General features: G+C 53.6%; 24 protein-coding genes, 1 tRNA gene and 1 pseudogene. 2 read left to right on the top strand and 24 right to left on the bottom strand.

All coding sequences use genetic code 11. The features are described 5' to 3' along the window. Positions 1-92 precede the first annotated feature (92 nt). The 5 genes from truB to QN215_RS02870 form a co-directional block, all read right to left on the bottom strand. Positions 93-1,355 (bottom strand): tRNA pseudouridine(55) synthase TruB, encoded by a 1,263-nt coding sequence (gene truB, locus QN215_RS02890; protein WP_369344626.1) that lies wholly within the window; start codon positions 1,353-1,355, stop codon positions 93-95. A 39-nt stretch (positions 1,356-1,394) separates the two neighbouring features. After that, complete coding sequence (gene rbfA / locus QN215_RS02885; RefSeq protein ID WP_369344625.1) at positions 1,395-1,919, bottom strand: 30S ribosome-binding factor RbfA; 525 nt, start codon at positions 1,917-1,919, stop codon at positions 1,395-1,397. 251 nt (positions 1,920-2,170) lie between these two features. Further along, positions 2,171-5,224: a translation initiation factor IF-2 gene (gene infB / locus QN215_RS02880; protein WP_369344624.1), complete on the bottom strand. Its 3,054-nt coding sequence runs from the start codon at positions 5,222-5,224 to the stop codon at positions 2,171-2,173. Positions 5,225-5,432: 208 nt separating this feature from the next. Next, on the bottom strand, positions 5,433-6,725 hold the full coding sequence (nusA, locus tag QN215_RS02875; protein ID WP_369344623.1) for a transcription termination factor NusA: 1,293 nt from the start codon (positions 6,723-6,725) through the stop codon (positions 5,433-5,435). A 73-nt stretch (positions 6,726-6,798) separates the two neighbouring features. Continuing rightward, on the bottom strand, positions 6,799-6,972 hold the full coding sequence (locus QN215_RS02870; protein ID WP_369344622.1) for a hypothetical protein: 174 nt from the start codon (positions 6,970-6,972) through the stop codon (positions 6,799-6,801). 20 nt (positions 6,973-6,992) lie between these two features. Here QN215_RS02870 and QN215_RS02865 point away from each other — a divergent pair, with 20 nt between their 5' ends. Next, a complete protein-coding gene (locus QN215_RS02865; RefSeq protein WP_369344621.1) occupies positions 6,993-7,886 on the top strand; it encodes a hypothetical protein in 894 nt (297 codons plus the stop codon). A gap of 1,824 nt (positions 7,887-9,710) precedes the next feature. Here QN215_RS02865 and QN215_RS02860 read toward each other — a convergent pair. The 9 genes from QN215_RS02860 to truA all read right to left on the bottom strand — a co-directional run bounded on the left by QN215_RS02860 (position 9,711) and on the right by truA (position 17,290). Further along, positions 9,711-9,833 carry a hypothetical protein gene (locus tag QN215_RS02860; protein WP_369344620.1) on the bottom strand — a complete coding sequence of 41 codons (123 nt, stop codon included), beginning with the start codon at positions 9,831-9,833 and terminating at the stop codon, positions 9,711-9,713. Positions 9,834-10,241: 408 nt separating this feature from the next. After that, entirely contained in the window at positions 10,242-10,973 is a 732-nt protein-coding gene (locus tag QN215_RS02855) for a hypothetical protein (RefSeq protein ID WP_369344619.1), read from the bottom strand. Positions 10,974-11,562: 589 nt separating this feature from the next. Next, the gene (locus tag QN215_RS02850; RefSeq protein ID WP_369344618.1) at positions 11,563-12,765 is read right to left on the bottom strand and encodes an AAA family ATPase; all 1,203 of its coding nucleotides are present in this window, start codon (positions 12,763-12,765) and stop codon (positions 11,563-11,565) included. Continuing rightward, positions 12,762-13,073, bottom strand: coding sequence for a hypothetical protein (locus QN215_RS02845; RefSeq protein WP_369344617.1), 312 nt, complete (start codon positions 13,071-13,073; stop codon positions 12,762-12,764). Before QN215_RS02845 ends, QN215_RS02850 begins: the two co-directional genes overlap by 4 nt. A gap of 2 nt (positions 13,074-13,075) precedes the next feature. Then, complete coding sequence (locus QN215_RS02840; protein WP_369344616.1) at positions 13,076-13,267, bottom strand: helix-turn-helix domain-containing protein; 192 nt, start codon at positions 13,265-13,267, stop codon at positions 13,076-13,078. Between the two features lie 241 nt (positions 13,268-13,508). Then, positions 13,509-14,306, bottom strand: coding sequence for a hypothetical protein (locus QN215_RS02835; protein ID WP_369344615.1), 798 nt, complete (start codon positions 14,304-14,306; stop codon positions 13,509-13,511). Between the two features lie 2 nt (positions 14,307-14,308). Then, the gene (locus QN215_RS02830) at positions 14,309-15,805 is read right to left on the bottom strand and encodes a tyrosine-type recombinase/integrase (RefSeq protein ID WP_369344614.1); all 1,497 of its coding nucleotides are present in this window, start codon (positions 15,803-15,805) and stop codon (positions 14,309-14,311) included. A gap of 242 nt (positions 15,806-16,047) precedes the next feature. After that, a tRNA-Ser gene (locus QN215_RS02825) sits at positions 16,048-16,132 on the bottom strand. Positions 16,133-16,354: 222 nt separating this feature from the next. Next, positions 16,355-17,290 carry a tRNA pseudouridine(38-40) synthase TruA gene (gene truA / locus QN215_RS02820; protein WP_369344613.1) on the bottom strand — a complete coding sequence of 312 codons (936 nt, stop codon included), beginning with the start codon at positions 17,288-17,290 and terminating at the stop codon, positions 16,355-16,357. 265 nt (positions 17,291-17,555) lie between these two features. Here truA and QN215_RS02815 point away from each other — a divergent pair, with 265 nt between their 5' ends. Beyond that, positions 17,556-18,392 carry a hypothetical protein gene (locus tag QN215_RS02815; RefSeq protein WP_369344612.1) on the top strand — a complete coding sequence of 279 codons (837 nt, stop codon included), beginning with the start codon at positions 17,556-17,558 and terminating at the stop codon, positions 18,390-18,392. A 500-nt stretch (positions 18,393-18,892) separates the two neighbouring features. On the opposite strand, the pseudogene rplQ reads toward QN215_RS02815, so the two are convergent. The 10 genes and pseudogenes from rplQ to rplO form a co-directional block, all read right to left on the bottom strand. Beyond that, a pseudogene (rplQ, locus tag QN215_RS02810) lies at positions 18,893-19,438 on the bottom strand (50S ribosomal protein L17); the annotation flags it as partial. A gap of 145 nt (positions 19,439-19,583) precedes the next feature. After that, positions 19,584-20,579, bottom strand: a complete 996-nt coding sequence (locus tag QN215_RS02805; RefSeq protein WP_369344610.1) for a DNA-directed RNA polymerase subunit alpha — start codon at positions 20,577-20,579, stop codon at positions 19,584-19,586. A gap of 75 nt (positions 20,580-20,654) precedes the next feature. Continuing rightward, the gene (rpsK, locus tag QN215_RS02800) at positions 20,655-21,053 is read right to left on the bottom strand and encodes a 30S ribosomal protein S11 (RefSeq protein WP_094694397.1); all 399 of its coding nucleotides are present in this window, start codon (positions 21,051-21,053) and stop codon (positions 20,655-20,657) included. Positions 21,054-21,149: 96 nt separating this feature from the next. After that, entirely contained in the window at positions 21,150-21,527 is a 378-nt protein-coding gene (rpsM, locus tag QN215_RS02795; protein ID WP_094694398.1) for a 30S ribosomal protein S13, read from the bottom strand. A 186-nt stretch (positions 21,528-21,713) separates the two neighbouring features. Continuing rightward, positions 21,714-21,827, bottom strand: a complete 114-nt coding sequence (gene rpmJ / locus QN215_RS02790; protein WP_043164480.1) for a 50S ribosomal protein L36 — start codon at positions 21,825-21,827, stop codon at positions 21,714-21,716. Between the two features lie 20 nt (positions 21,828-21,847). Next, positions 21,848-22,066: a translation initiation factor IF-1 gene (gene infA, locus QN215_RS02785; RefSeq protein ID WP_094694400.1), complete on the bottom strand. Its 219-nt coding sequence runs from the start codon at positions 22,064-22,066 to the stop codon at positions 21,848-21,850. A 370-nt stretch (positions 22,067-22,436) separates the two neighbouring features. Next, positions 22,437-22,901 (bottom strand): Hsp20/alpha crystallin family protein, encoded by a 465-nt coding sequence (locus tag QN215_RS02780; protein WP_369344609.1) that lies wholly within the window; start codon positions 22,899-22,901, stop codon positions 22,437-22,439. A 368-nt stretch (positions 22,902-23,269) separates the two neighbouring features. Continuing rightward, a complete protein-coding gene (locus tag QN215_RS02775) occupies positions 23,270-23,830 on the bottom strand; it encodes an adenylate kinase (RefSeq protein ID WP_369344608.1) in 561 nt (186 codons plus the stop codon). 112 nt (positions 23,831-23,942) lie between these two features. Then, positions 23,943-25,274: a preprotein translocase subunit SecY gene (secY, locus tag QN215_RS02770; protein WP_369344607.1), complete on the bottom strand. Its 1,332-nt coding sequence runs from the start codon at positions 25,272-25,274 to the stop codon at positions 23,943-23,945. Between the two features lie 168 nt (positions 25,275-25,442). Further along, positions 25,443-25,871, bottom strand: coding sequence for a 50S ribosomal protein L15 (gene rplO / locus QN215_RS02765; protein ID WP_404978512.1), 429 nt, complete (start codon positions 25,869-25,871; stop codon positions 25,443-25,445). Positions 25,872-25,924 lie beyond the last annotated feature (53 nt).

The raw sequence follows: 25,924 nt of genomic DNA, 5'->3' as shown, positions 1-25,924 counted from the left end.
TCGCTGCATTCAGCCGAGCCTGAATGCCCACCTTCATCTCACCGAAACTTCAATCTAACCTCAACACATCTTACTCACTTCTGATGCAGTCGCTATGCTTTGACGTTAACAGGGAAAACGGTTTGAGGCTTCGCCATACCATGGCTATCAGGCACTAGGATGGCACACAATCTCGGGGTGTTCTGCGGTTCGTCGGTATGCAACGCTTCCGCTTCTTTGCTGTCTTGAGCCGTGTAAATGGCCGCAGATGTCGTATTGATACGTCTGTCGATATCGCGACCATAGCCCAGATCCACGGCTTCCTTGGCGGAAATCTCGATGGAATCCATGATTCTTGAAGCTGCTGCCGCTGGACTTAGCGCATATTTGAGGAGGGTTTCCGCACTGTCAGTCATCACCGCTCTGTTACGGATCTCTACTGCCCCGGTTTTCCTGTCCCTGCGCTCACGCTGCTCGACTTTTACCTTGGCTATGTCTTCCGCAGGAGTCGTGCATTCTTGACGTTCGTTGGATTCGCCTTCAGCACTTCCGCAAGGCTTTGCAGTGTTGGAAGCTTCATGGGAGTCAATGCAAAAGTCGCCGACCCGAGTCCGCCGCAATGCTATCAGATGACCGCCCGTGCCTAATCGTGCACCCAAGTCTCGTGCCAGTGCACGAATATAGGTGCCGCTCGAACAGCTTACCCGGACCTTCACATCAACGACCGGCACTGCAATCGTTCGCTCTCCACCAGCAGACGTAACACTGGACGTCGCATTGCTCTGTGCGCTCTCTTCGGCTTCGTTGTTCTGTGTGCTCTCACTGCCCTCGTTGGCCTCATTGCGCCAGTTGCATGGAATCTGAGCTTCATGATGCTCGACATCGAGAATCTCGAAGGAGAAAACAGTGATTGCCCTTGGCTTGAGCTCTGGAATCTCACCGTTGCGTGCAAGTTCATAGGAGTGCTTACCATGCACGCGAACTGACGAAAATGCGCTGGGAATCTGGTCAATCGCACCAACAAAGAACTCGTTGACGAGTGCCTGCAACCCTTCTTGCGTAATGGATTTCAGCACCGATTCAATGTGATTCTGCTTGGCATGATCTGTACGAATCAAGTTTCCATCGGCATCATCTGAATCGGTTGCGAGCCCAAGCCGTATCGTCGCCAGGTATTCCTTAGTATGGCCGACCATGTATCGCAGCAGTCTGGTGGATTTGCCGAATCCGACCACCAGAAGTCCCGTAGCCATCGGGTCGAGAGTTCCCGCATGACCAACATGGCGTGTATGCAATGCCCCTCTTACCGCCCCAACCACATCATGGCTCGTTACGCCTTGCGGTTTGTCTACAAGCAGGATGCCCGATTCTCCCATTTCGTATATCCATTCAGTTATGCATTTCAGCTTGACGAATCATCTATGTGAGATGCTGCTGGCATTATCGTCGCCAGCGTCTTCACCTTCATTCTCAATCGCGTCTTCGCCTTGACCTGTTTCGTCATTGTCATCATCGTGGCGATAAGGATCTTCATCGCCGGCATAGCTTGCAGTGCTCCGCAAATCAGCCAATGCTTCATCGCGCTTACGTGCAGCAACAAGAATGTCCTCGATTTCAGTGGCCTCTTGTGGAACCTCGTCGAACTGGAACCTTAGCTGCGGAGTCAAACGCAGACCAGCCTTCGTGCCCACGAGACTGCGCAGACGACCTTTTGCCTGGTTCAATGCCTGCTGCGCGCGCTTTCTCTCACCCTGCTCATGGCCTTCCTGACCAAGTTGCGTCCAGAAAACATGTGCAATCTGCAAATCGTTCGTGACGCGCACATCAGTGATCGTTACGCCTTGAAGTCGTTGATCGTGCAGTTGAGATTCAATCGAGGACGCAATCACTCGCTGAATCAACGCCGAAATGCGGACCGCGCGCGGATTAGTTCCTGCCATTGTCTTTTCCCCTCACCTGTGCTCATAAAAATTCTGTTCATCGGAACGCTATTCACCAAAATTCTAGCGTCTGAAAACGAGATATCGAGTTTTGCGGCCTTTTTGGAGTATACAAGCCGAAAACCATGGAAATTTCGACCCCAAAAAGCCGAAAAAGGACATGAATACTTCAAAAAGGCCGCAAAACTCGAAAGCTCGAAGAAATTTGGCCGTCGCAATGCGTTGCGACGGCCAAATATGTTCAATAATGTTTACTTACGTTCTACTTCTTGCATTTCGAAGGTCTCAATGACGTCACCGACCTGGATATCGTTGAAGGTGCCGAGGTTGATACCTGCCTCGTAGCCTTCCTTGACCTCGTTGACGTCGTCCTTGAAGCGACGGAGCGACGAAATCTCCAAATCGTTGACGGTAACCACGCCTTCGCGCATGATGCGTGCCTTGGTTCCCTTGGAAACGGTACCATCGAGCACCTTGACACCGGCAATGTTGCCCCACTTGGAGGAGCGGAAGATTTCACGAATCTCGGAGTGCGAGGTCGTTACCTCTTCATACTCAGGCTTGAGCATGCCCTTCAAGGCGGCTTCGATATCTTCAATTGCCTTGTAGATAACGGAGTAGTACTTGATTTCGACACCCTCACGGTCCGCGAGTTCCTGAACCTGACGGTTTGGACGCACGTTGAAACCGATGATGACAGCCTTATCGACAGTTGCAAGATTGACATCGTTCTGCGTGATTGCACCAACGCCACGGTGAATCACCTGAATGCCGACCTCTTCGGAAACCTCGATCTTCATCAAGGAATCTTCCAACGCCTCAACCGAACCGGACGATTCGCCCTTGATGACGATATTGAGCATGTCAATCTCAGACTTGGCGAACTGTTCCTTCAAGCTTTCAAGCGAGACGATCTTACGACGCTTGGCAAGCTGTGCGGCACGCTCGGTCGCCTGACGCTTTTCAGCGATCTGGCGGGCGGTGCGGTCATCGCTGGCTACAAGGAAGAGATCTCCTGCGCTTGGAACGGATGTCAGACCAAGCACCGCAACAGGTGTCGAAGGCGTGGCCTCCTGCATCTGATTGCTGTTCTCGTCGAGCATGGCGCGCACGCGGCCGTATGACGTTCCTGCAACAATGGCATCACCAACATGCAAGGTGCCCTGCTGAACCAAAACCGTTGCAACGGCACCGCGGCCCTTGTCCAAGCGAGCTTCGACCGTTGCACCTCGAGCATCCATGTCAGGATTTGCACGCAGATCCAACGAAGCGTCTGCAGTCAGGAGAACCGCTTCGAGTAGCTTGTCGACGTTGGTTCCGAGCTTTGCCGAAATATCGACGAACATCGTGTCTCCGCCGTATTCCTCCGGAACCAGACCGAAGTCGGTGAGCTGACCGCGAACCTTCTCAGGATTGGCACCAGGAACATCGATCTTGTTAACCGCCACCACAATCGGCACATTTGCAGCCTGCGCGTGGTTGATGGCCTCAACGGTCTGCGGCATCACACCATCATCGGCCGCAACGACCAGCACCGCGACATCGGTAAGTTCCGCACCACGGGCACGCATGGCGGTGAACGCCTCGTGTCCTGGCGTATCAAGGAAGGTGATCTTCCGGGCTTCGCCCTCAAGGGTTACGTTCACCTGATAGGCACCGATGCGCTGCGTTATGCCGCCTGCCTCGTGTGCAGAGGTGTTGGTCTTTCTGATGGTGTCGAGCAGTCGCGTCTTACCGTGATCGACATGGCCCATAACCGTGACCACTGGCGGACGTGGCTTCAGATTCGAGTCGTCTCGACCCTCCTCCTCTTGCTCAAGATTGATGTCGAACTCCTGCAGAAGTTCCTTGTCTTCCTCTTCTGCGGAAACGATCTTGATGTTCCAGCCAATTTCTTCGCCGAGAATCTGGAAGGTCGCCTCATCCAGCGACTGCGTAGCCGTTGCCATCTCACCCAAGTGGAAGAGCACGGTCACCAAGGACGCTGCATTGACATTGATCTTCTCTGCCAAGTCCGAAAGCGTTGAGCCTTGACGAAGCTTGATTGTTCTACCATTGCCGGCAGGAATTCTGACGCCACCAATGACTGGTGCCTGAAGCTCATTGAACTCCTGACGCTTTGCCATGCGGTTCTTGCGAGACCTCGATGACTTTCCGCCCTGACGTCCGAATGCGCCTGCTGCGCCGCCACGACCGCGTCCGCCACGACCGTTGTTGTTGTTCGATGGCCCATTCGAAGGCGAGGAGAAGTTGTTGCCACCGCCGAAACGATTGCCACCTTGCCCTGAGTGCTGGCCTTGGCCGCCACCCTGTGAATGGTTGTTATGACCCCACTGGCCTTGGCCGCCACCTTGACGCTGCCCTGGTCTTCCGTTGTGGAAGCCACCATTGCGGCCACCGGGACGTCCGCCTCTGCCGCGACCATCGTTGACCGTGGGTCGTGCCATTGGATGTGGACGTGGAATGTCTCCTGGTGTTGGAGCACTCATACCCTGCCTGCGACTGAAGGGATTGTTTCCTGGACGTGGAGTTCCGGTTGTGCGTGGGCGTGGAGTCGATCCGCTGCCACCTTGTGGACGACCGCCGCGGTTATCGCGGGAGTCACGCCGATCTCGACCGTCACGCTCGTTGCGACCATCACGACCGTCACGTCCATCACGACCGAAGTGCTGTCCATGATTTGAACGATTACCGCCATTTGGACGTGGACCATGGTCATTTCGACGCTGGTCGCCATGCTCGCTACGCTCTGAACGCTCACCGCGGTGCTGCTCGCCAAAGCCTCCACGTTCATGACGAGACTGACCTGGCATAGGAGCATGCGATGAACCGCCCGCTCTTCCGGAACGGCGCGGATCTCTGCGTTCCTCCTCAGCCGCCATCAATGGCGTTACGTGCTGAGCAGAGGACGATTGTGTCTCTTCCGCATGCTGTGCCTCAACTGCGCGATTCACCGCCTGCGAAGTAGCGTGAGAAGCATCTGAATGCGAACTTGCATTATGCGAGTTAGCCGAAGCATTATGCGGCCCTGGCCTGTTCATGCCCGAATTGGATGCATGAGCAGATCCATGTGCGGCACCCCTTGGCGCTGAGTGCTGCGATGACCCGCGTCCCGGGGTTGCCTGAGAATTCTGTGAGTTTTGATTCGATTGTGGGAATGCGTTTTTCAGTCTGCGAACGACTGGAGCTTCCACCGTTGAAGAAGCTGACTTTACGAATTCACCCATATCCTTGAGTTTCTCAAGGACTGTTTTGCTATCCACGCCGAGCGCTTTAGCCAATTCATATACGCGTGCTTTGGGCACCAATATCTCCTATTCCAGACCGCGCATATGACCGGCGCGGTCACTCATCCATGACGGCGAACATATCCTGTCTCATCGTGCGACCATGATCGTGTTACCTCGTCTCTTAAGCCGAATCGGGCGCGTCTTGCACCCCCACTCGGATACCGAGTTAAGCATACTCGACTCTATGGATGTGCTCTACGTGTGAGCGCGCCTGAAAGCGTGACTATTTTTCAGCGCTCTGAGATGACTCCTGTTGCGCATGTGCCTCGGCTGATTCGATTCCAATCTTCCAACCGGTAAGTTTGGCAGAAAGTCGGGCATTCTGCCCTTCCTTGCCAATTGCCAAGGATAGCTGGTCATCGTGAATGAACGCAATTGCAGTCTTGTTTTTTTCGCTGATGACGTTAACCTGCGTTGCAACCGCAGGAGAAAGCGCTCCAGCAACGAACTTTGCTGGATCAGCCGACCAATCGACAATGTCGATCTTTTCAGGTCCAAGATTCTCCATGACAGCGCGAACTCGTGCGCCTCCGGGACCAATCAAGGCACCCTTGGGGTTGACTCCCTGCGTATTCGCACGAACCGCAATCTTTGTACGCGCACCAGCCTCGCGTGCGATGGCCATGATAGATACTGCACCGGATACGAGTTCAGGAACTTCGCGTTCGAAAAGGCGACGCACCAGTTCAGGGTGCGAGCGGGACACGATGATTTCGGGTCCTTTCAAGCCGCGTGCAACATTGACGACATAGACGCGTATGCGCTCACCGTGGTGATAGCGTTCTCCAGGAATCTGTTCGCGTCGTGGCAGCAACGCCTCGGTGTCGCCAACCGCTACGTGAACGTTGCTCGGATCGTTGGCATCCTGCTGGATGATGCCTGTGACGAGCTTCCCCTTCTGACCTGAGAACGCGCCGAAAATCTTGTTGTCTTCTGCGTCTCTGAAAAGCTGCGAAATGACCTGGCGTGCGGTTGCAGCGGCAAGTCGTCCGAAGTTATGTGGCGTATCGTCGTATTCTTCTCCAAGACGGATGACCGGACGATTCTCGCGTGCGTAGGGTCCAAATGCCGCGTGGCTGCGTTCATGGGATACCGTCGCTGGAGATGCTGTCGGTGTCGCGCTCGAGGTTTCTGGAGTCACAGCAGCGTCAGAATGTGCCGTGGTGTCGGAGCTTTCGGAGCTTTCGGCGGCAGTTGGCGTGTGGGCGGTATCGGACGTTTGCGGTTCGGCACTCTCAGCCATACCGGAAGTGGCTTCAGCAGAAGCACCATTGTCAACTGTGGCCGCAGATTTCTCCGATGCATCGTTTGCCGGCTCTGGTTCACTGATCTCGTCCTGGGCCCATACGGTGAATGTTCCAGCCCGATCGTCAATCTCAACACGGGCATGCTTTGCCGCGTGTGGAGTTTTCAAATATGCCTGACGCAAGGCCTCAGCCAATGCTTCATCAAGAGTTTCGGTGTCTATGCCCTGCTCAGCTGCCAACTGATGGATTCCAGTTAGGTCAAGTTCCATTGCTAGACCTCCTATGAAGTTATAAAACGGACTCCCTGCCCGTATGGTCTGCGTTCCAGACTACTCTAACGATTCATGCAGACACTTCAGCGAGGGCGGAACGGTCACCGTCATTACCGACGGCTGAACATACCGTATTTGCATCGTTACGAAGATCATTGCGAAGATCATTGCTCGCATCGGACGCGGCTTCACGATAGTCATGCTGCACATCGTTCAGTACAAGGCTTCGGACGTCTCGCTGCACATCATTGCTTCAACTTTGCGTTGGCTGCTCTCGCATGCACCGCACTGCTGCTCAGCTCGGGCTGTTCGCCAAGCTTTTCTGATGGTTTCCGGCTGACAGGCCGCGAAGAGGGCGAGGATGTGCTCAGCCCCTGCGAACTCGCCCAGCAATCAGCCACGCAGACTGATTCCGAATCGACCTCGGACTTGACCTCACAACTGCGGCTCTTCGCTGCTCAGCGAGCTCAGAACGATTGGCTGAACGTCGCCCAATATTGCTCAGGACGGTTCGCGGAGGGCACATTTGCAAGCGCACTTGCGGGATATCGAGCGTATCTGCTCTCGGGACAGCAAGAAACTGCGCTCTCCCCTCATTCGAGTATCGCTCAGGACGGTCTGAATCTGCATGAACTCGCCGATCAAGGTCTTGCAGCTTCCGAGATACAGCAGACTCAGTCTTCAGCGATTGCCCTTGCCGAAGACCGCTCGGCTTTTGCTCTTGAGATTCTCGCGGCAAAGAATAACAACGATACCTATCTGTTGTCGCTGAGTGACAATCAGAAATCGGTGGCTCAGATTTTCGTTTCGCTTCATCCCGACGCAGCTGATCCACGCGAAAAGGTCTATTCGGTTGGTAACCTCCTCGAACACACTCAAACGATAACCGACCCCTCAACAGGATTGAGCGCTCCCACAAGCTCTGTCGTGCTGATGAATGCGGCTCGCGCGGAAGTCATGGCGATGACCTCGAACTCCGATGGTAAAGCAGGAGCCGGTTTGAGCGAAACTGGCAGTTCTAGCTCTGCTCAAGCCAGTGCAGAGGCCACATCGCGCGAGAAGGCTCTGAGAAGAGTGGCTGAACTCGCGACCCTGCGCGTTTATCAGGCGCTGAAACTTGGCTATCCTGCATTCGAAGGCGCACTGTTTACCTCGTGACTTCAGTATGGGCACCGTGTTGTCTGGGCACGGCAAGGGTATAGGCATGACATGGTCTGACGACAGCGAGAGCTTGCAGCGAAAAGGGTGTCATCAATGCTCAGCCCTTGAAAACATTGGGGTTTCGGCATGAAAAAAGGGCTTTGAGCCGAAGCTCAAAACCCTTGAGAGCGGTTGAAGAGAGAAACCGCATTTAGCTCTAGAAATCATTGAAAACATTGAGGTCAGAGCAACCACCCAATCCTGCTACCACCTTGTTTACCACCTAAGAGAGGTATTTTCGCCCTTGTTCAAGGACTCACACGGCTTTGTTCTCTGATGCACAATACTATACGATGAGGCCAGCGGTATTTGCGAGAACCGCCCTTTACCCCGCAAACCCATAGCCGAGGGCTAGGTTTAGGGTCGGATTGCTCGCATATACTTCGGCTCGCTTATCTCGACCAATTCAAAGGTCGGTTGCCCTACCTAGCAGCAGATCGGCATTCATCACCTGAAAGTACATGACAAAGAAGCCGGTTCTTCTCCTTCGGCCATCACGGTGATGTGCAGCCTCGATCTTGAGCATTGCGGCCATTCATTGGAGAGCTGCCCGATACGTGCCAATAGCAACAATCTATCTGAGTCGGGGGGATACCTTGGCGCTATGCACCGGGGGGAGCCTTGCCGGGCGGGGAGGGGGGTACCCCGCTGGGTCTTGAAGCGATATGCGCGGATGAATTCGGTTCTCTTGAAGTTTGCTGATGCGGCGATGGTATGACCAGCCCAGATCAATGACAAGACGGACGGTTGTTCCATCGCTCGGCGCGCTCGGTGCGTTCGGTGCGCTCGCTGGTTCCGCCTGACTGCTGCATGGACGGTAGCAAGATACGCAGCCATGGCAACCATCGCTGGATTGTAGCGAGACTGTCGCGAATTTGTTCCCCTGCTGGGTGTGGGTCTTGTCTCTGGGTTCTCGATGATGCCACAGTCACACGGTGAGGCTTGAGCGATGCTGCATGGGCGTTCGCTGAGGGGTCATGGTTATGCTCGCGAATCGCCTGCCTGCGAGCGCCGATTATGGTTGAGCGTGTGAGCTGGGGTTGTTGGAGTGTGGATAGCCTTGAACGGTTGTGGGCATGCGCACAACTTCGGTTGCTTCCTTTCGTGGCGATTGCGATGTGCCTCTGGATGGCGTTGTTTCAACATTTCCGGCATGTCTGTCGTGCTGGTTTCCATCGCCTCGTTAGATGGAGTCGGATTGGCGACGTTTTTCAGTGCTTACGCACGACTGCTCAATCCGTTGTCCCGCAAGGGCTGAGAGTGGTTCGCCCGGTGGCTTCGGGTGACGCTTCGACGTTTTGGAAATTGTGTGGAGAGAGAACGGCGCTGCACCCGAGGTAGCCCCAATCACGGGGTGGGGGCATGCCCCCGTGGGGCCATGTTCGCCTGAGCGGTGCGTCAATGTTCGATAGGGTGATGCCGCTGCCAAGGATGCCCCTTTACCCCTGATCTTCGCGAGAAGCTGGGTTGAGGGTGTATGACTTAGCATATGTCTACTTATTAAGTGCAGCACTGTTGTTGTGTGGTTTGATGCCAGCAGCTCGATGGTCAATGCTTCGACCATGCCCTAGCAGTCGAATACTCGCATGGACTTGTTGTTGATCCCGTTCACAATCATCTGCATCTCGTTACCCACGCCCATGTTCCTTGAGGTGCCGGGCTAGTATTGCTGCATACTCTTTCTTGTCTTCCGCTTCAAGACAGTCCGCGATGAGGCTGACCAATTCATGCGGTAACTGCACCTGTGGGTCATCGCAGAAGTCGAGCAGCCACTTAAGAGCCTCATGGCCCTTCTCCTGCGTTCAGCGATATTTCTGCGGCTCGAAGCTGTCCTGATGTCATCACATGGGCTACTTCGAGCTTGAGCGCTGGAAACAATGCCATTGCCTGCTTGTCTATGCTCATGGCCATCTTTCCTGTCAGGCAATGGGAACAGGCAAGCGTAACCCTTCCAGATCAGACTTGGAGATCAGATGTGGAAGGGTTGCTAAGACGAACGGATTTCCGTGAACGTAATCCCCAGACCGGGCTTCGTCTTGAGCTTATAGAGGTGAGGGGCCCACGCGGAATTCTGCGCTGTCAATCCTATCATCGATGGATATGGCAGACGGTCCCACGATTTCGCATTCACCTTTCTGCTTTGCTGAACCCATAGCGGGTCTTGGATCCCCCGTGACCAGCCATGGGACTGGAACATGAATCGGGGATTGTCCCTGACCCGCTCATGCTTCTCCAATGAACCAGCTACGTGCCAATCGAACGGCTGTGCAAAGCCATCGCTAAACGTGTGGGGTTCAAAAAAACGAATCGTCTTCAAATGTTTTGAACCCGGCACGCATTTTTTTCATCTATCCGGCGGTAGTGGCCGCTGCCGGTCTGGGGGACACCCCCCATGCTGAGATTGCTGCGCGCATGGCCGTGGGAGCGTTGCCGTTGCAGCGAAAGACGCATGGGCAAGCCTGTGGGTGGAATCGTTGGCGACTGCAACGGCGTTCGGCCAGCGTGCATCGTGCGACGGGATTCAATGAAGCGGCCAGAGCATCGACTTGGCATCGACTTGGCATCGACTAGGCTACGAATATGAGCCGCAGACCGACGACAGAGCGCAGACAAGGCGACGACATGCAAGCCTGCCCGACCTGCGGCATCGAGCTGGACAATCCGCGCAGCAACCAGATCTATTGCAGCAAGCAATGCCGTGACACCATGTGGAAACGCAAGCATCGAATCGCGCCAGCCCAAGCCAGCGACCCCGCCGACACGGTGCCGTCCGGCATCGAGCCATGCAAGGACGCGCAGACGGACGGCCATGACCATGACGGCGACGGCTCCTATCCCTCGCTGCTGAGAATGTGCATCACGCGGCTGAGCCATGCCGTCAACGATGAGGGCACAGCCGTGCGCGACCTGCCGCCACTGGTACGGCGACTGCTCGAATGCTCCAGAGAACTCGAAGAACTCCAAGCCACCCCAGAGACGGACACGACCGAGGCCACGGACACAGCCGACGACTTCGACCCCGGCACCATCTGAATCCCACGCCACTCACCCGCAGCTCACCGCAATCGAGGCAGCAAGCCAGGGTCAGACGAAGCGTCCAACCCGTCCAGATGCGGCGACGCGAAGGGAGATGGTTCATCATGGTTGTGCATGATACAGTGTGTGATATGTGAGATTGCCTTTGAATCCCTTTACCCCTGTGAGTCAGGACGAGACTCGGTTTAGGGAAATGCGTGGCAGCTTATTCGTCTCAGACCCTTCCACGAACGTGGGTTGAGTGCGTTCGGCGGGGGATCCTCTACGTCCGTGAAATAACCGGTTGCAAGTGGAGGGTTATCCCTCTTCGATACGGAATCGATCCCCGGTTCATCGTGGGAGGGTTTCGCATTTTCGAACACGTCGGCAAGAATGATCTTATTGAACATGCAACGGGACGGTAGCGGCGGGCCATGAAGGCCTACCGGTACCGCCCTGATTCGATTATAGCAAGCAGAGGATTGCCAAACTCAACCCTACATCAGTGTTCATGCCAGAAATGAACACTAATTGATTACTAATCGTCTTGCTTACTGCCGCAACGGTTCCCGATTTGTGTTCATTAGTGTTCATCTGAGTATCGAGAGAAGAGCGAACACTATTGAGGCAGCTGCCATATTCTGCGTTGGCCGCGTCCCGAATGGGTCGGATCGGCAATGGATTCGATGTGAGGATTCGAAGACCGCTGCTGCGCATTGCGCAACTGCGCTATGCTGTATCCTTCCTTCTTGGCCGCAGCCAAAATGTCACTGAACTTAGCAGGGCCTTCGCGCAGATATTCGATGAGCCAGTCGAGCACCTCACGGTCCATTGAATGCTGTTCATCTTCCAGATTCGCTGATTGCCGCATGATCCTGTCAACATCGAGATCATTGTCAGACACGGGTGTGGTGATGATGCCGACTGACTTGCCGGGTGTCGAGGTTGGCGCTGATTCAAGCGTGTAACGCCATGCTGGTTTGCCTTCCGCAAAGTTGGTCTTAGTGACCTGAAAGCCATAGCCTTCATCGGTCTTGGCGAAACTGACTACCTGACGTGCTTTGTCGGTGAATGCCTTGGAGCCACGAACGGCGTTCTTAGCACCGCCCATCAGATTCTTGTTCGTATGGTGAATGCCGATGACGGCCATGCCATATTTTGAGCTGAGACGGTTAAGGAGCGTGAGCACGGGTGCAACATTTTCAGCCTTGTTAGTGTCGGGGTGTTCGAAGCAGTCGGCAAGGGCATCGAGAATCACCAGCCGGATACCATTGGCCTTTACCAGCTTCGCGAGTTCCCCGCCTTGCTTGGGCAAACGCAGATAGGTGGTTCCATCCGTGGGCGCTTCCCCCGGCTGGATGCATACGACGACATAGACGCGGCTCATGTCGGCGCCCAGCGCTTCGAGCTTTGGCCGGACGATTCCAGCCGCATCCTCGGTCAAGAGCAGCAGCACGTTCGCCGGTTCATGCAGTTCACCCCAGCATGCGCCTCTGGTAACTCTCGCCGCCGTCCACAATGCCGCTGCCGATTTGCCTATCCCATTGTCACCGCAGTAGAGCGTGGTACCCATGCCGAGAATCAGCCATGGTTCCAGCATATGCAGTTCAATCACATCGAAACTGTCCAGACGAATGGCCTCAACCCGATTCGATGCTGCAACCTTTACCGTCTGCATGCTGGTGATTTGCCCGCTTTGGTCTGCCACTCTCTTCGAATTCGAAGCTGACCCGTCTGCGAGCGCTGCTTGTTTCAAAGATTGCCGCTCCATGCGCTGCCTGGTGTCTGGGTGCTTCGCGAGAACTTCATCTATTGCACTCATGCCGCCACCCCCATTCTGTGGAAGCGCGCCGTGAGGCTGAATAGCTCGCGCTGGGTGCGTATGCGTGGCTGACCCATAGCGCTCGCGAACATGCGCAATGTGCGCATCGTATGCTGACGCTGTAGTTCCTCGACCCTGACGTGTTCGAAGTCGCGCCGGTTGGTCAGGTTTACGCGAGCGCGAGAGGCTTGCATGTCCATTTCGAGGAATGGCAGCGGGGGCATGAAAGTCGGGGCTGCAAAGCTATAATGATTATGCTTCGCAACCCCCCTGAGTCCCAGCTTGAGGGGGTCTTTTTTTGCGCTCATGGCTATTCGTCCTCGCCTTCGGCATAGGCCACGAGGCTCGCGTATGACACTATCCAGACTCGCCCGGTCTTGCGGGCGCGCAGCTTGCCTTCTCGAACGAGACGGTAAATTATTTTCGGGTCTTTGAATCCTAGAAGCCGCTGGGCTTCAGGCACTGACACCGATAATGGTCGGTTGATTGTTGCGATATGCATGTTCGTTATTCCTTATGAATGGTCGTCCCCTGCATTCGGATGGTTCACACCCTGGGCACGGGAGCGCGAATGTGTTTGAACCTGGGGAATGCGCTTTGACATGCACCAGCCACAGCTCTGGTTCTGACCGAGTAACGCGCAGCTCGGTTTCTGCTCTTTCCACCCGTGTCAATGAGTGAACCTACTTCAAACAGCTTGTTGATACTTAAGCATGGTGTATGGCTCGGACACTAACAAACGATCATTCGGATAGAGGTCGCACGCCTCGGCTGTAAGCGACTACAACCGCGTCCAGAGCGTCGGCCATGGTATACGGCGACCTGCCCAACAGATCATTGTTGCCAATCAGCTCCGTACTGATGGGCTCAAGGATTGAGCCGGTCTGTACCCACATGTCCCTGTAAGCTTGCCGGTCATTAGCCTGTATTTTTCCTGCACGCAGCGCAGCGTGGTACTTCCAATTGACATAGGCCATTCGCGCAAGCTCGTAGACCGCGACCATCGGGTAATAGATGTCGTCCCAATCGTTTTCGTCCTTGATGAGGCTGGTATCGGTGGGCGCTGTCCTGATGGCCTTTATGAGCAGCTTGGCTATGCGGTTGCCTTCAGAACGCAGCGCATCCCGGCGATGCTCCTCCGCAAGGTTCCTCATTGCGTCATGCTCGAACATATGGGGGGAATCGGCGCAGAACACAAGAGGGGAGTTCTCTGCCTTCATGTGCAGACGAATCTCCACCACATGATCGAATCTCTCCTTGAAGCCACTGCATATGTTGGCAAAGGCCTGTCGCATGCGGCTTTCTTCACCGGCATCCGCCAAAGTCTCCAACGTAATCCTGATGTTCCAAACGCCGTCGTATAAACCACGCCTGTATGCACGCAATTCACGAATGTCTGGATTTTCAATATCAAAATCCCACACGCCCAGGTTGTAGCACTGCACGGCAAGTAAGTACTCCCACAACTCCATGTCAGCCTGAAGTCCGCTGCTTATCAGCTTTTTCAGCACGGCTCGATGCCTGTCCGTCAAAACAACCATGATTACACCTCATTCTTCAGTAGTTCGACCATCGTTTTCACGCGCGTAGTCAGCAGCCGCACAACCTGCGCGCGCCGCGCTGCATCCAGTTCGCGCAGCACCGCCACCCGCTCGCCCAACGCCATCGCGTCCAATACGACTGCCATCTCCCGCAGTCCATCCGCATCCGCATCGTCCTTGACATGGACATCCGAGACATCTGCCACACCTGTGGAAGAAGCGGCCTCGGACTGGGTGGGCTGGGCGCTCGCGCTTCCCGCCGCAGCCGAGGGCACGGCGATGGATTGGCTGAGTTCTGCATCGACGGTGCCGAGAACCTGACGCTTGTGTGTGGCGCTTGTCACATCCTGATATTTGCTGTAAATGTCGGTGACATGCCCACCGGCCTGCATTATCAGTGCCCTAGACGCTCCGTGCTCGCTGAGCCTGGACAGCGCATTGTGCCGCAGATCGTGAAAACGCGCCTTCTCCAGGCCAGGCACCCGCAATCTCGCCCTGATGAATGTTTCCGTCAGACTGTTCGGGCGCATGGGGCTGTCGCTGTGAGGAGCGGGAAACAGCAATCCTTCGGCTCCCCTGCCTGTGTAACGTCTGAGATGCTCTGCGGTCATTTCCGCGAGCGCCGGGAACATGTCAACCGTTCGTTCGCTGCCTTTGGTCTTGGTGGTTCCCAGCTCCACATGCGTGCCTTCGCCATCCTTGTTGACAACGGTTTTCACTGACCCGCGAATGTGGATGACCTTGTTCGTGATGTCGATGTCCTTGCGTCTCAGGGCGAGCACTTCGCCTATGCGCAGTCCGTAGCAGCCTCCGAGCCAGATCGCGAAGCGAAACCGTTCGGGCATGAGGTTGGCGACCTGCCTGAGCTGTTCGGTGCTGATGATGGCGGTCTTGTGCTGCTTGCCGGGCTTGGAGAGGCGCATCAAGCACGGGGAAATGGCGATCAGCGTCTCCCCGATGTCGTTGACGGGCGTGGTGGCGGCATCGTTCATCATCTGCTTGAGGATGGCGTAGGCGTTGAACTTGGCGTGAGGCCTGGACGCATCGAAGCGGTCGCCCCATTCCTGGACTGCGCGGGGGGTTATCTGATTGAGCGGCATGTCACCGAAGAACGGAATCAAATTGTTGTTGAGATGCTCCCATTTCTTGTCGATGGTCGTCTGTGCCAGGGGTGTCCCGTCCGGCTTGCGCTTCATCTCCATCCACTGTGCCGCATATTCCCTGAACGGCATCGCCTGTTGCTGTTTTTGCAGCTTCTTGGCTTTCCGCTCCGCTGGGGGTTCCCACTGTTCGAGATCGATGAGGCGCTTTTCGGATGCGAGCCATGCTTCTGCCTGCGTCCGGTCGTCAAAGAGTTTCGATATCCGTTCGGGGAGCTTCGCATATCGGGCATAGGCATCGACGGGTGGTGAATAGCGAGCCTCATAATACGGTTTGCCATGTGCGTTGGTTCTGGTGATGACCGACCCAAACGCCCTGCGCTTTGATTTCCTCGCCACGGCAACGCCTCCCTGCCTCATTCGCTTCGCCTGCACACCTCAAGGTGGTTCAGGGGTGGTAAACAAGGCTGAATGACCAATTTCATACACCTTGTTTCACACCCATCCTACACCTTTTAAAGGGTTTTCAAGGCATGAAACGGAAAAGACCAAGAAGCGCAGAAAAGCCGCTCAGCCCTTGAAAAAATTGGGCTTCCGGCATGAAAAAAGGGCTTTGAGCCGAAGCTCAAAACCCTTGAGAGCGGTTGAAGAGAGATTCGAACTCTCGGAGGTTTTCACCTCACACGCTTTCGAGGCGTGCTCCTTAGACCGCTCGGACATTCAACCATGCACTTCATTGCGACGCAGCTACCGTAACACAACGCACAGCTTAGCTAACAAAGCAACTTTGCCATTATGCCACAATGAGCAGACCACACACCACATTCTGCGAAAGTTCCTCAGAATATTGTGCTTCCAAAGCAGTACGTTTCCATCTGACAGCAGCACAATGTATCGATTTATTGTTTGCACTATCCCTCTGACGGAATGCTTCCACAACGGCGCAATTCAATCGTCCAAACTGCGCTTCGCCCTGATTGTGTTGGCTCTGATCGCCAGCTCAGCATCCGGCGGGTAATGCACTTGTTCAAGCGTCAATCCGCGCGGATCAATCGGGCCTGTCGAACCTTCGCGTAGCGGCGTGTCGATTTTCTTGACGAACCATCGATCATCTCGCTTGCCGAGACCCACGTTCACACAGGCATTCACCAAGGAACGAACCATATTGTGTGCGAAGGCATCCGCAATAATGGTGAACATTATCATTCCTGGAAGAGTGAGAAAGCTTCCGTCATCAGGCATGTTCGGTTCACTTTTTATCGCTCGATTGTTGTCTTCGTGTGCTGAAGATACTCTTTTCCACTCGGCCGCCTTGACCTTTCTAATCGTCGTCCCGCCAGGATTGGCAGTTGCGAATGAGCCGAAGTCGTGCAGACCTATCGTCTGCTGAGCGGCAAGGTTCATTGCCTCGACATCAAGCAACCCGCGGACAGTAAGCACGCAGTTTCGAAGTCTCGGATCCGCGGGGCACAAGTCGTCGAAAATGCGATAGATGTAGGTTCTCTCGAGTGCGGAGAATCGTGCATCGAAACCTTGAGGAGCCTTGGAAAGACTCAGCACAACGATGTCGCTGGGAAGAATGTGGCGGAGTCTATGTGCGAGTGCGGCAATGCCATCGAGACTCAAATAGCCGACGCAGTGTTCGAGTTGTTGTTCATCAACATCGAAATGTGTGACCTGATGCGCTGCATGCACTCCTGTATCGGTTCTTCCTGCTACGGTCACGTGAATATGTTCAAGTCCCTGTTCAACGTCGAGATTTTTGCGTGACAACAAGATATCGAGGGACTTTTCCAACTCTCCTTGAACTGTTCTCAAGCCGGGCTGCTTCGCCCATCCATGAAATTCTGTCCCGTCATAGGCAATATCCATCCGAATTCGCATCACGCCACACATTTTCTCATATTGTTGCACTCATCATCCAACCAGATTCGAGTTTTGTTGCCTTTTCTGAGTATAACTGCCATTTTTGGGCTTTCTGGTGGGACAATTACACAGAAAATCAGCTGATATACCTGAAAAAGGCAACAAAACTCGCATTCAGTTGCTGTACTTCCGTCCGATTAGATCAACATCTTGATTTTCGCCACATTTTTCCACATTCTTTCTCCCAGGTGCCTTCACCAGCGGGTTTATTTAGCATCGTTGCATGAAAACAACTATTGCATCAGCATTCCCCCACTTCTCGAACCCGCCACTCAACATCGACGACTATATCGACGTGGTACGTCGGTCACGAAATACAGTCACTTTCGCAGGCTTTTCCGCGCTTCGTCTCATGAGCTTTCCTGAATTGAGAACGAAGCGAGCAGACAGTACATCACTACAGGTCTGCACTGCACAGCAGGGGAAAAGGACTCGATTGCGAAATGTCACATTCCTGTATTGGACACAGCCATTCACCACCTCCGTCATCGTGATGCCCGAAGAATCGATTCTTTACGTTGATCCAGTTACTGCGATTCTTCAAGCTCTAAGAGACCTTGATGAAATCGAAGCTGTTGCTTTGCTGGACACAATAATCAGCAGAAATGCGCACTATCGCGATCTCAATTTGGCCGATCTTGAAGCTGCAATCTGCGGGCCGACGCGATTCAAGGGCAAAGCATTGGGAAAGAAGGCTCTTAAACACTGTCGAGAAGGCACAGACTCATTGATGGAGAGTCGATGGAGGATGAACATGGTGAAAAGCCATCTTCCCTGTCCTGAAGTGAACTATAGAATTCAGCATCCAGTTACTCAAGAACTGTGGTTCGCTGATCTGGCGTATCCAGAACTTAAAATCGCCATTGAATATCAAGGTCAAGAATTCCATACAACGAAGGAAGCATTAATACGAGACAGTCGAAAAATATCTGCGCTTCAAGGCTTGAACTGGAATGTAATCACCGTTACTGCTGAGGACATGATGAACGATTCCGCCTGGCAACGGTTCGTTGATACCCTACAAGCAGTTATCGCGTCGAAAAAAGCCCAGCTTCGTTGAGCAGCGTTGAGTTTTGTTGCCTTTTTCAAGTATAAAGAGATTTAACGGCCATTTTGCAATGAAGAATCCTTGGAATCTGGGGAAGATTTCGCTTGTTACTTGAAAAAGGCAACAAAACTCGTAATCCCAACCTGTAAAGACCACTGAGACCTCGAATTTTAAAATAATGCTTAATGTTGATTGTCTTCAAACGAGAAAATCGAGAATTTAACCCATGTACCGATGACATGAGTAGACATGGAAACATGAAGCTCGCGATTATCATATTTGCTGCCACACAACGCAGTGGGGGTGACACCATTTTTTGGTGTCACCCCCACTGTTGCTGCGAATGAGTCGCTTACCGACTTACTCGACAATCATAGTGATTGAGCTATTGACTACTTCTTTGACTTTGCGTCGGCCGAATCAGCCTTCGCAGCGTCTTCTGCCTCGTCTGCATCCTCTTCAGCTTCATCGGCGGTCTCGTCGGCTGCCTTGGCATCCTTTTCGAGATCGACGGCTGCCTTGTCAGCTTCGGCAACATCGGTGTCAGTTTCGTTGGCATCTACTGCCTCGTTGACTGCATCATCCGCTGCACCTTCGACGATTGCTGCTTCGGTTGCATCGGCAACTTCGGCCGCTTCGTCCTTGGCTGCCACCTTGGTAGCAGCTTCCGCTTCCTTGACAGTGGCCTGCTTGGCGGAAACCGGCTCGGTTACGAGCTCGATAACAGCCTGAGGCGCATTGTCTCCGTGGCGTGCAGGAATGCGCACGATACGGGTGTAGCCACCTTCGCGCTGTTCCATCTGCTCAGCAATCTGAGTGAACAGAAGGTGCACGATGGACTTGTTGCGAATGACGCGCATCACGCGACGGCGTGAATGAAGATCCCCGCGCTTGGCGAAGGTGATCAGGCGCTCAGCCACAGGGCGAAGACGCTTGGCCTTCTGCAGTGTGGTGGTAATACGGCCGTGCATGAACAGGCTCGTCGACATATTGGCGAGCATCAGGCGCTCATGTGCTGGGCTTGAAGCCAGACGTGGCCCTTGCTTTGGTCTTGGCATGTGAATTCTCCTTATATGCTCCGCATCCAGGTGGGCATCAGCCCTAACATCCGAAAGCGAAACGATTAAACAACAACGGCTTACTACTCAATCTCACCGTCGAAAACAGCAGTCACAGTCGGGAGATTGAACTCCCGACCGAAAGCTACTCATCTTCAGGCGAGAAGAAAGTGCCGCCTTCGAGGTTGCTGGTATCGAAACCAAGTGGCGATGCCTTCAAAGACAGACCCATGGTCTGCAGCTTCTCTTTGACTTCGTCTATTGACTTCATACCGAAATTGCGAATATCGAGCAAATCCTGCTCTGTATGTGATACAAGCTCACCTATAGTATGAATGCCTTCACGCTTCAGGCAGTTGTATGAACGTTGCGTCAGATTGAGATCCTCAATCGGAACAGCCATCTCTGGGTTGGTTTCCTCAACCACAGGAGCTGGGCCGACCTCGACACCTTCAGCCTGAGTGTTCAACTCACGGCAGAGTCCGAAGAGCTCAACCAGCGTCGATCCTGCAGAAGCGACGGCATCGCGTGGCGAAATGGCCGGCTTTGTCTCAACATCAAGAATCAAGCGGTCAAAATCGGTGCGCTGCTCGACACGAGTTGCCTCGACCTTGTAGGTGACCTTGAGAACAGGGGAATAGATGGAATCGACCGGAATGCGTCCGATTTCATCATTGTCCTGCTTGTTCATCTGCGCTGGAACATATCCACGGCCGCGCTCGACGGTGAACTCAATTTCAAGTTCACCATCCTCAGCAAGGTTCGCGATGTGCAGGTCAGGATTGGCAATCACAACGCCCGCTGGTGGTGTGATGTCTCCTGCCTTCGCCTCGCCCTTGCCGCTCTTTCGCAGATACATAACGACTGGCTCGTCATACTCACTGGTGAGAACGATGCCCTTGATGTTCAGCATGATCTCAGTAACGTCCTCTTCAACGCCTGGTAGAGTGGTGAACTCATGCAGGGCACCAGAGATTCTTACGGATGTAACCGCGGCACCAGGGATCGAGCTCAGGAGAGTACGGCGCAGGGAATTACCCAGCGTATAGCCGAATCCTGGCTCAAGTGGCTCTATGGTGAAGCGGGAACGCTGAGCATTGACTACTTCTTCATTCAGTGTCGGACGCTGTGCAATAAGCACTGTGTTATCCTTTCAGCTCCAATCGATGGTGCACTCATCGATTTTCGCGGGTGGATTGATGGTTTCCTAAGTGCTTCAGACGCGACGACGCTTTGGAGGACGGACGCCGTTATGCGCTTGTGGGGTGACGTCAGAGATAGAGCCGACTTCGAGACCGGCTGATTGAAGAGAACGGATTGCCGTCTCGCGACCTGAACCTGGTCCCTTGACGAATACGTCGACCTTCTTCACACCATGCTCCTGTGCCTTGCGGGCAGCAGATTCTGCAGCCATTCCAGCTGCGTATGGTGTTGACTTACGTGAACCCTTAAAACCGACATCGCCACCTGATGCCCATGCGACGACAGCGCCGGATGGATCGGTGATGGAGATGATGGTGTTGTTAAATGTGGACTTGATGTGCGCCTGCCCCACCGGAACGGATTTGCGATCCCGACGGCGAGGTTTACGTACGGCTTGCTTGGCAGCTGCCATTTACCCTCGTTTCCTAAATACGAATGACTTTGATTGTCCGTGATTATTGATGCGAACGATGGAGCGTGTGCTCCGTGGCTCGAATCAAGGCGTCAATTACTTAACGGCCTTTTTCTTCCCGGCTACAGTGCGCTTTGGACCCTTGCGTGTACGCGCATTGGTCTTGGTGCGCTGACCACGTACTGGGAGTCCTCTACGATGACGCTGACCCTGATAGCTGTTGATCTGGATCTTCCGGCGAATGTCTGCATCGATTTCACGACGCAAATCGCCTTCAATCTTGTAGTTTTCTTCGAGATAATCACGCAGCGTAATGAGCTGCTCATCCGTGAGATCTTTAACGCGGGTATCCGGATTGATTCCGGTTGCTGCCAGTGTTTCATCTGCGCGTGTGCGTCCGACACCGAAAATATAGGTGAGGGCGATTTCAATGCGCTTCTCATTGGGGATGTCGACTCCGGCAAGTCTTGCCATTGCGATTCCTTCTTATTCTCCGTAGGTCGTGCACCAAGTCCTCCGGTTTCCCGGCCCGAGCCTACGTACTCGGGGTTCAGCTGTGTGACTAGTCCGTGTCGAACCGAATCCTTAAGAGATTCGATTCCTGTGACTGCCCGCTCGCTGTGGCTTAGCGCCTTTTCTGTTATGCCGCTGGAAATCTGCTCAGCCTTGGCGCTGCTTATGGCGCGGATTGGAGCAGATCACCATGACGCGGCCGTGACGACGAATCACGCGGCAATTCTCGCAGATTCTCTTCACACTAGGGCTGACCTTCATGGTTTTCCTTTGCTTGTACCTTACTTGTAACGGTACGTAATACGTCCACGGTTGAGATCATATGGACTCATTTCAAGCACGACACGATCCTGTGGAAGGATGCGGATATAATTCTTTCGCACTTTCCCTGAAATCGTGGCGAGTACAATGTGTTTGTTCTCAAGCTCGACCCTGAACATCGCGTTAGGCAATGCCTCAACAACCCGACCTTCGACTTCAATCACACCGTCTTTTGCCATGAGCCCCTATCCGTTCTATGGATGAATTACTATGTCATGTCCGAAGACACACCAAATTGCAAATATACCAGATATAGAGAATATTTCACCTTCGGCGTGTCAGGCCGTGAAAGTGGGTGCACGGTGTGCATCCACTAGGCCTGATGAGCAGCCCTACGGCTGCGAAGATTCTGTGAAGCAGAAAACTCAGCGAAGATTAATGCAACCCATATCACTCAGTCGAGATACATAAAAAAGGGTAGCAACCGCTTCTTCACGGTTGCTACCCTTATGATTCCAGTTTCAGCTCTGTCGACGTTCTCGGATTAATCGGCGTAGAAAACGTAGTTGAGAACGAGGTGCCTCAACCCTGTAATCTCTGTACTGTGCTTCAGCCCTCGATGGCGATATTATGACGTGGCTCGACTTTCGGAGTTTGTGCCTTCGGAACCTCCAGATGCAAGGTGCCATCCTCGAACTTTGCATGAATGTCGGATTCCTTCACACCATCGCCGATGTAGAAGTTGCGGGAGCAAGAACCTGCATAACGTTCACGACGCAGCCACTTGCCATCCGTGTCCTTGTCTTCCTTTGATCCTTCGCGCTTTGCAGAGACTGTAAGGTATCCATTTTCGAGTTGAATGCTGATGTCTTCCTTCTTGAAGCCTGGAAGATCAATGTCGACGAGGTAGTTACCATCCTTGTCCTGCACATCCGTGCTCATCATGGTTGCATTGGACATTCCTTCAGGAACTACCGAGTTTGCAGTGCGATTTCCATTCCAAGCTGAGAAGATAGGATCGTCAAACAAGTCACTAAAGATAGAATCATTCATCAAAGCAGGAAACATAGCCATAATCAATACTCCTTGTATCTTACTCTGTGAGGAGTTGCTCGCTCAATCAGCTCAACGATCATTTCTTGAATCGCGGGCTGTGGATGCTTGCCACTCTCGAAACCCTTTCGGATTCCTTTTCTTGCCGTTCACTTCTGACAATAGATAGCAGGGGTTGATTGTTCCCAGATTTTACCGAGAGATAAATAATTGAGTCTATGCGACTCAAGTTTTGATTATTGTCGCTCGCTACACCAGTCGTAGAGTTCAACAAGGTGAGTTTTGCGGCAATCCTGAAGTAGAACCATAGTTTTTTAGCGATTTCTAGCCGTCATTTCGCGAAAATATGCCTCTTCTACTTCAGCATTGCCGCAAAACTCGATTACTTGCTACCGAAGGGCTGCAAGAATGTTCTTGGAGATGCTTTCAATGCCGCCGGTGCTGTCGATTTCTACAAGCAGACCACGGTTTCGATAGATATCGATAAGCGGTGCGGTTTCGTGCGCATATACATCAAGACGCTTGGCGATGATCTCAGGGGTATCGTCTGCGCGACCTTCGATTTCGGCACGCTTCTGCATGCGTTCCATCAGAACGCTGCGATCTGCGTTCAACGCAATGGCATGGTCGAGTGGAGTTCCCAATTCCTTGAGCATTACATCAAGAGCCTCAACCTGAGACTCATTGCGTGGGTAACCATCGAGAATCCAACCATTTTTGGCATCATCCATCGCAAGACGATCTTTGACAATCTTGTTGGTCAGCTCATCTGGAACCAGAAGTCCCTTATCGATGAATGCCTTGGCCTCAAGCCCGAGAGGCGTTTCATTCTTCAGGTTGTAGCGGAAAATATCACCTGTGGAAATGGCCGGAATATCGAGGTTCTTGCTCAACAGCGCAGCCTGAGTTCCCTTGCCAACGCCTTGAGGTCCCATAATCAGTAGTCTCATTGTTTTCCTTTTATGTTGTCATTGCTGTTACACATGAACGGGCGATTGAAGCGTACACGCACCGGTGTATATACAATAATGCCTCGGCAACTCCTGCCGAGGCATTGGACAATCAGCCTTCTTTATGGTCGGTATCCTCGAAGAGGAAGCCGGCATATTGGAACTGCTCGGTCTGAGCCTTGGCTTGACGAAGCGTATCCAAACCGACGCCCGCGATAATCAGAATCGTGGTGCCACCGAATGGAAGCTTGGTTCCAAGCTTCATGCTCATGATCAGAACCGTAGGAATCAGGGCGACGAAGAGCAGGTAGACGGCACCGACCGTGTTCAGACGGTTCATGACATAGTTCAGGTACTGGCTGGTTGCGCGACCTGCGCGAATGCCTGGAATGAAACCACCGTATTCCTTCATGTTGTCTGCAGTTTCGTCTGGGTTGAAGGTGATCGACGTATAGAAGAAGCAGAAGAACACAATCATCAGCGCATACAGGCCGATGTACCAGACTGATGTCGTATTCGCGAGGTTCGCGTTAATCCATGACACCCAGCTCTGCTTGGAGTTGCCGAACTGTGCGAGAAGCGTTGGAATTGCAAGAATCGAAGAAGCAAAGATTGGCGGAATAACACCCGACATGTTGATCTTCAACGGCAGATAGGTTGATGAACCGCCATACTGCTTACGTCCAATCATGCGGCGCGTATATTGCACGGGAATGCGACGCTGCGCGAGTTCCACATAGACGACGAACACGAGAATGACGATCAGTACGCCAGTGATGATGCCGAACTTGGTCCAGTTACCGTTCTTGCCAGTGGTGCCCCAGCCGATGGCCCAGAGCTGTGGAAGGAATCCAGAGCAAATAGACATGAAGATAAGCACTGACATACCATTGCCGATGCCCTTCTCGGTGATAAGCTCAGCCATCCACATGATCAGGCCCGTGCCACCTGTCATGATCAGAATCATGACGACAAGGTTCCATGGGGAGGAGTCAGGAATGACCTGGCCGGTGCAGGCATAGTTGAACAGTGCGCCCGAACGTGCGGTGACCAGAATCGTCGTGGACTGCAGCACAGCCAGACCGATGGTCATATAACGGGTGTACTGCGTGAGCTTGGCCTCGCCTGACTGCCCCTCTTTATGCAGCGCCTCGAATCGAGGAATCACCACGCGAAGCAGCTGCACCACGATGGACGCGGTGATGTACGGCATGATGCCCAGCGCGAAGATGGAAAGCTGCAGGAGTGCGCCACCCGAGAAGAGGTTTACGAGACCGATGAAGTCTTCGCTGCCTGTCGATGTGATGCACTGCTGCACGACCTTGTAGTCAACGCCAGGTGTAGGTATGAACGACCCTATGCGATAGACGATAATGATTGCGATGACGAAGAGGATTTTATTCCTCAACTCCTTCGTCCTAAAAGCCTGAATTAGCGTCCGCACCTGGATCCTCCTAAAGCATTCTGAACGCACAGCGCATGATGCACCGACACACTAGTGTACGAGTCTAGCCGAAAGTTCTGAATAACACACATACACCTAATAAAAAATGGCCCTCCCCAACCTGGGGAGGGCCAATGACCACCTCAATGTTCATCCCCGATGACTGCATCAGTCTTCGGAAACGGAACCTCCGGCAGTTTCAATCTTGGTCTTGGCCGAAGCCGAAACCTTAACACCCTTGATGGTGAGGGCTGCGGAAATGTCTCCGTCGCCGAGAACCTTTACCGGGTATCCTGGGCGCACAGCGCCCTTGTTCACGAGTGCCTCAACGGTAACGTCTCCACCCTTCGGGAAGAGTTCGGCAAGAGCGCCAACATTGACGACCTGGAACTGCTTCTTGAATGGGTTCTTGAAACCGCGGAGCTTTGGCAGACGCATGTAGAGAGGCAGCTGGCCGCCTTCAAATCCTGGACGGACCTGATAGCGAGCCTTGGTGCCCTTGGTTCCACGTCCAGAGGTCTTACCCTTTGAACCTTCACCACGGCCTACACGAGTCTTGTTCTTCTTCGCACCCGCTGCTGGACGAAGATCATGCATCTGAATGATGCTTGCATCGCCCGACTTGGTATCTTCTGTGGAAGTTGTTGCTT

It is taken from the genome of Bifidobacterium sp. WK041_4_12 (assembly GCF_041080795.1).
GTDB classification, from domain to species: Bacteria; Actinomycetota; Actinomycetes; order Actinomycetales; family Bifidobacteriaceae; genus Bombiscardovia; species Bombiscardovia aquikefiricola.
This window is presented reverse-complemented; position numbering and strand designations above follow the sequence as displayed.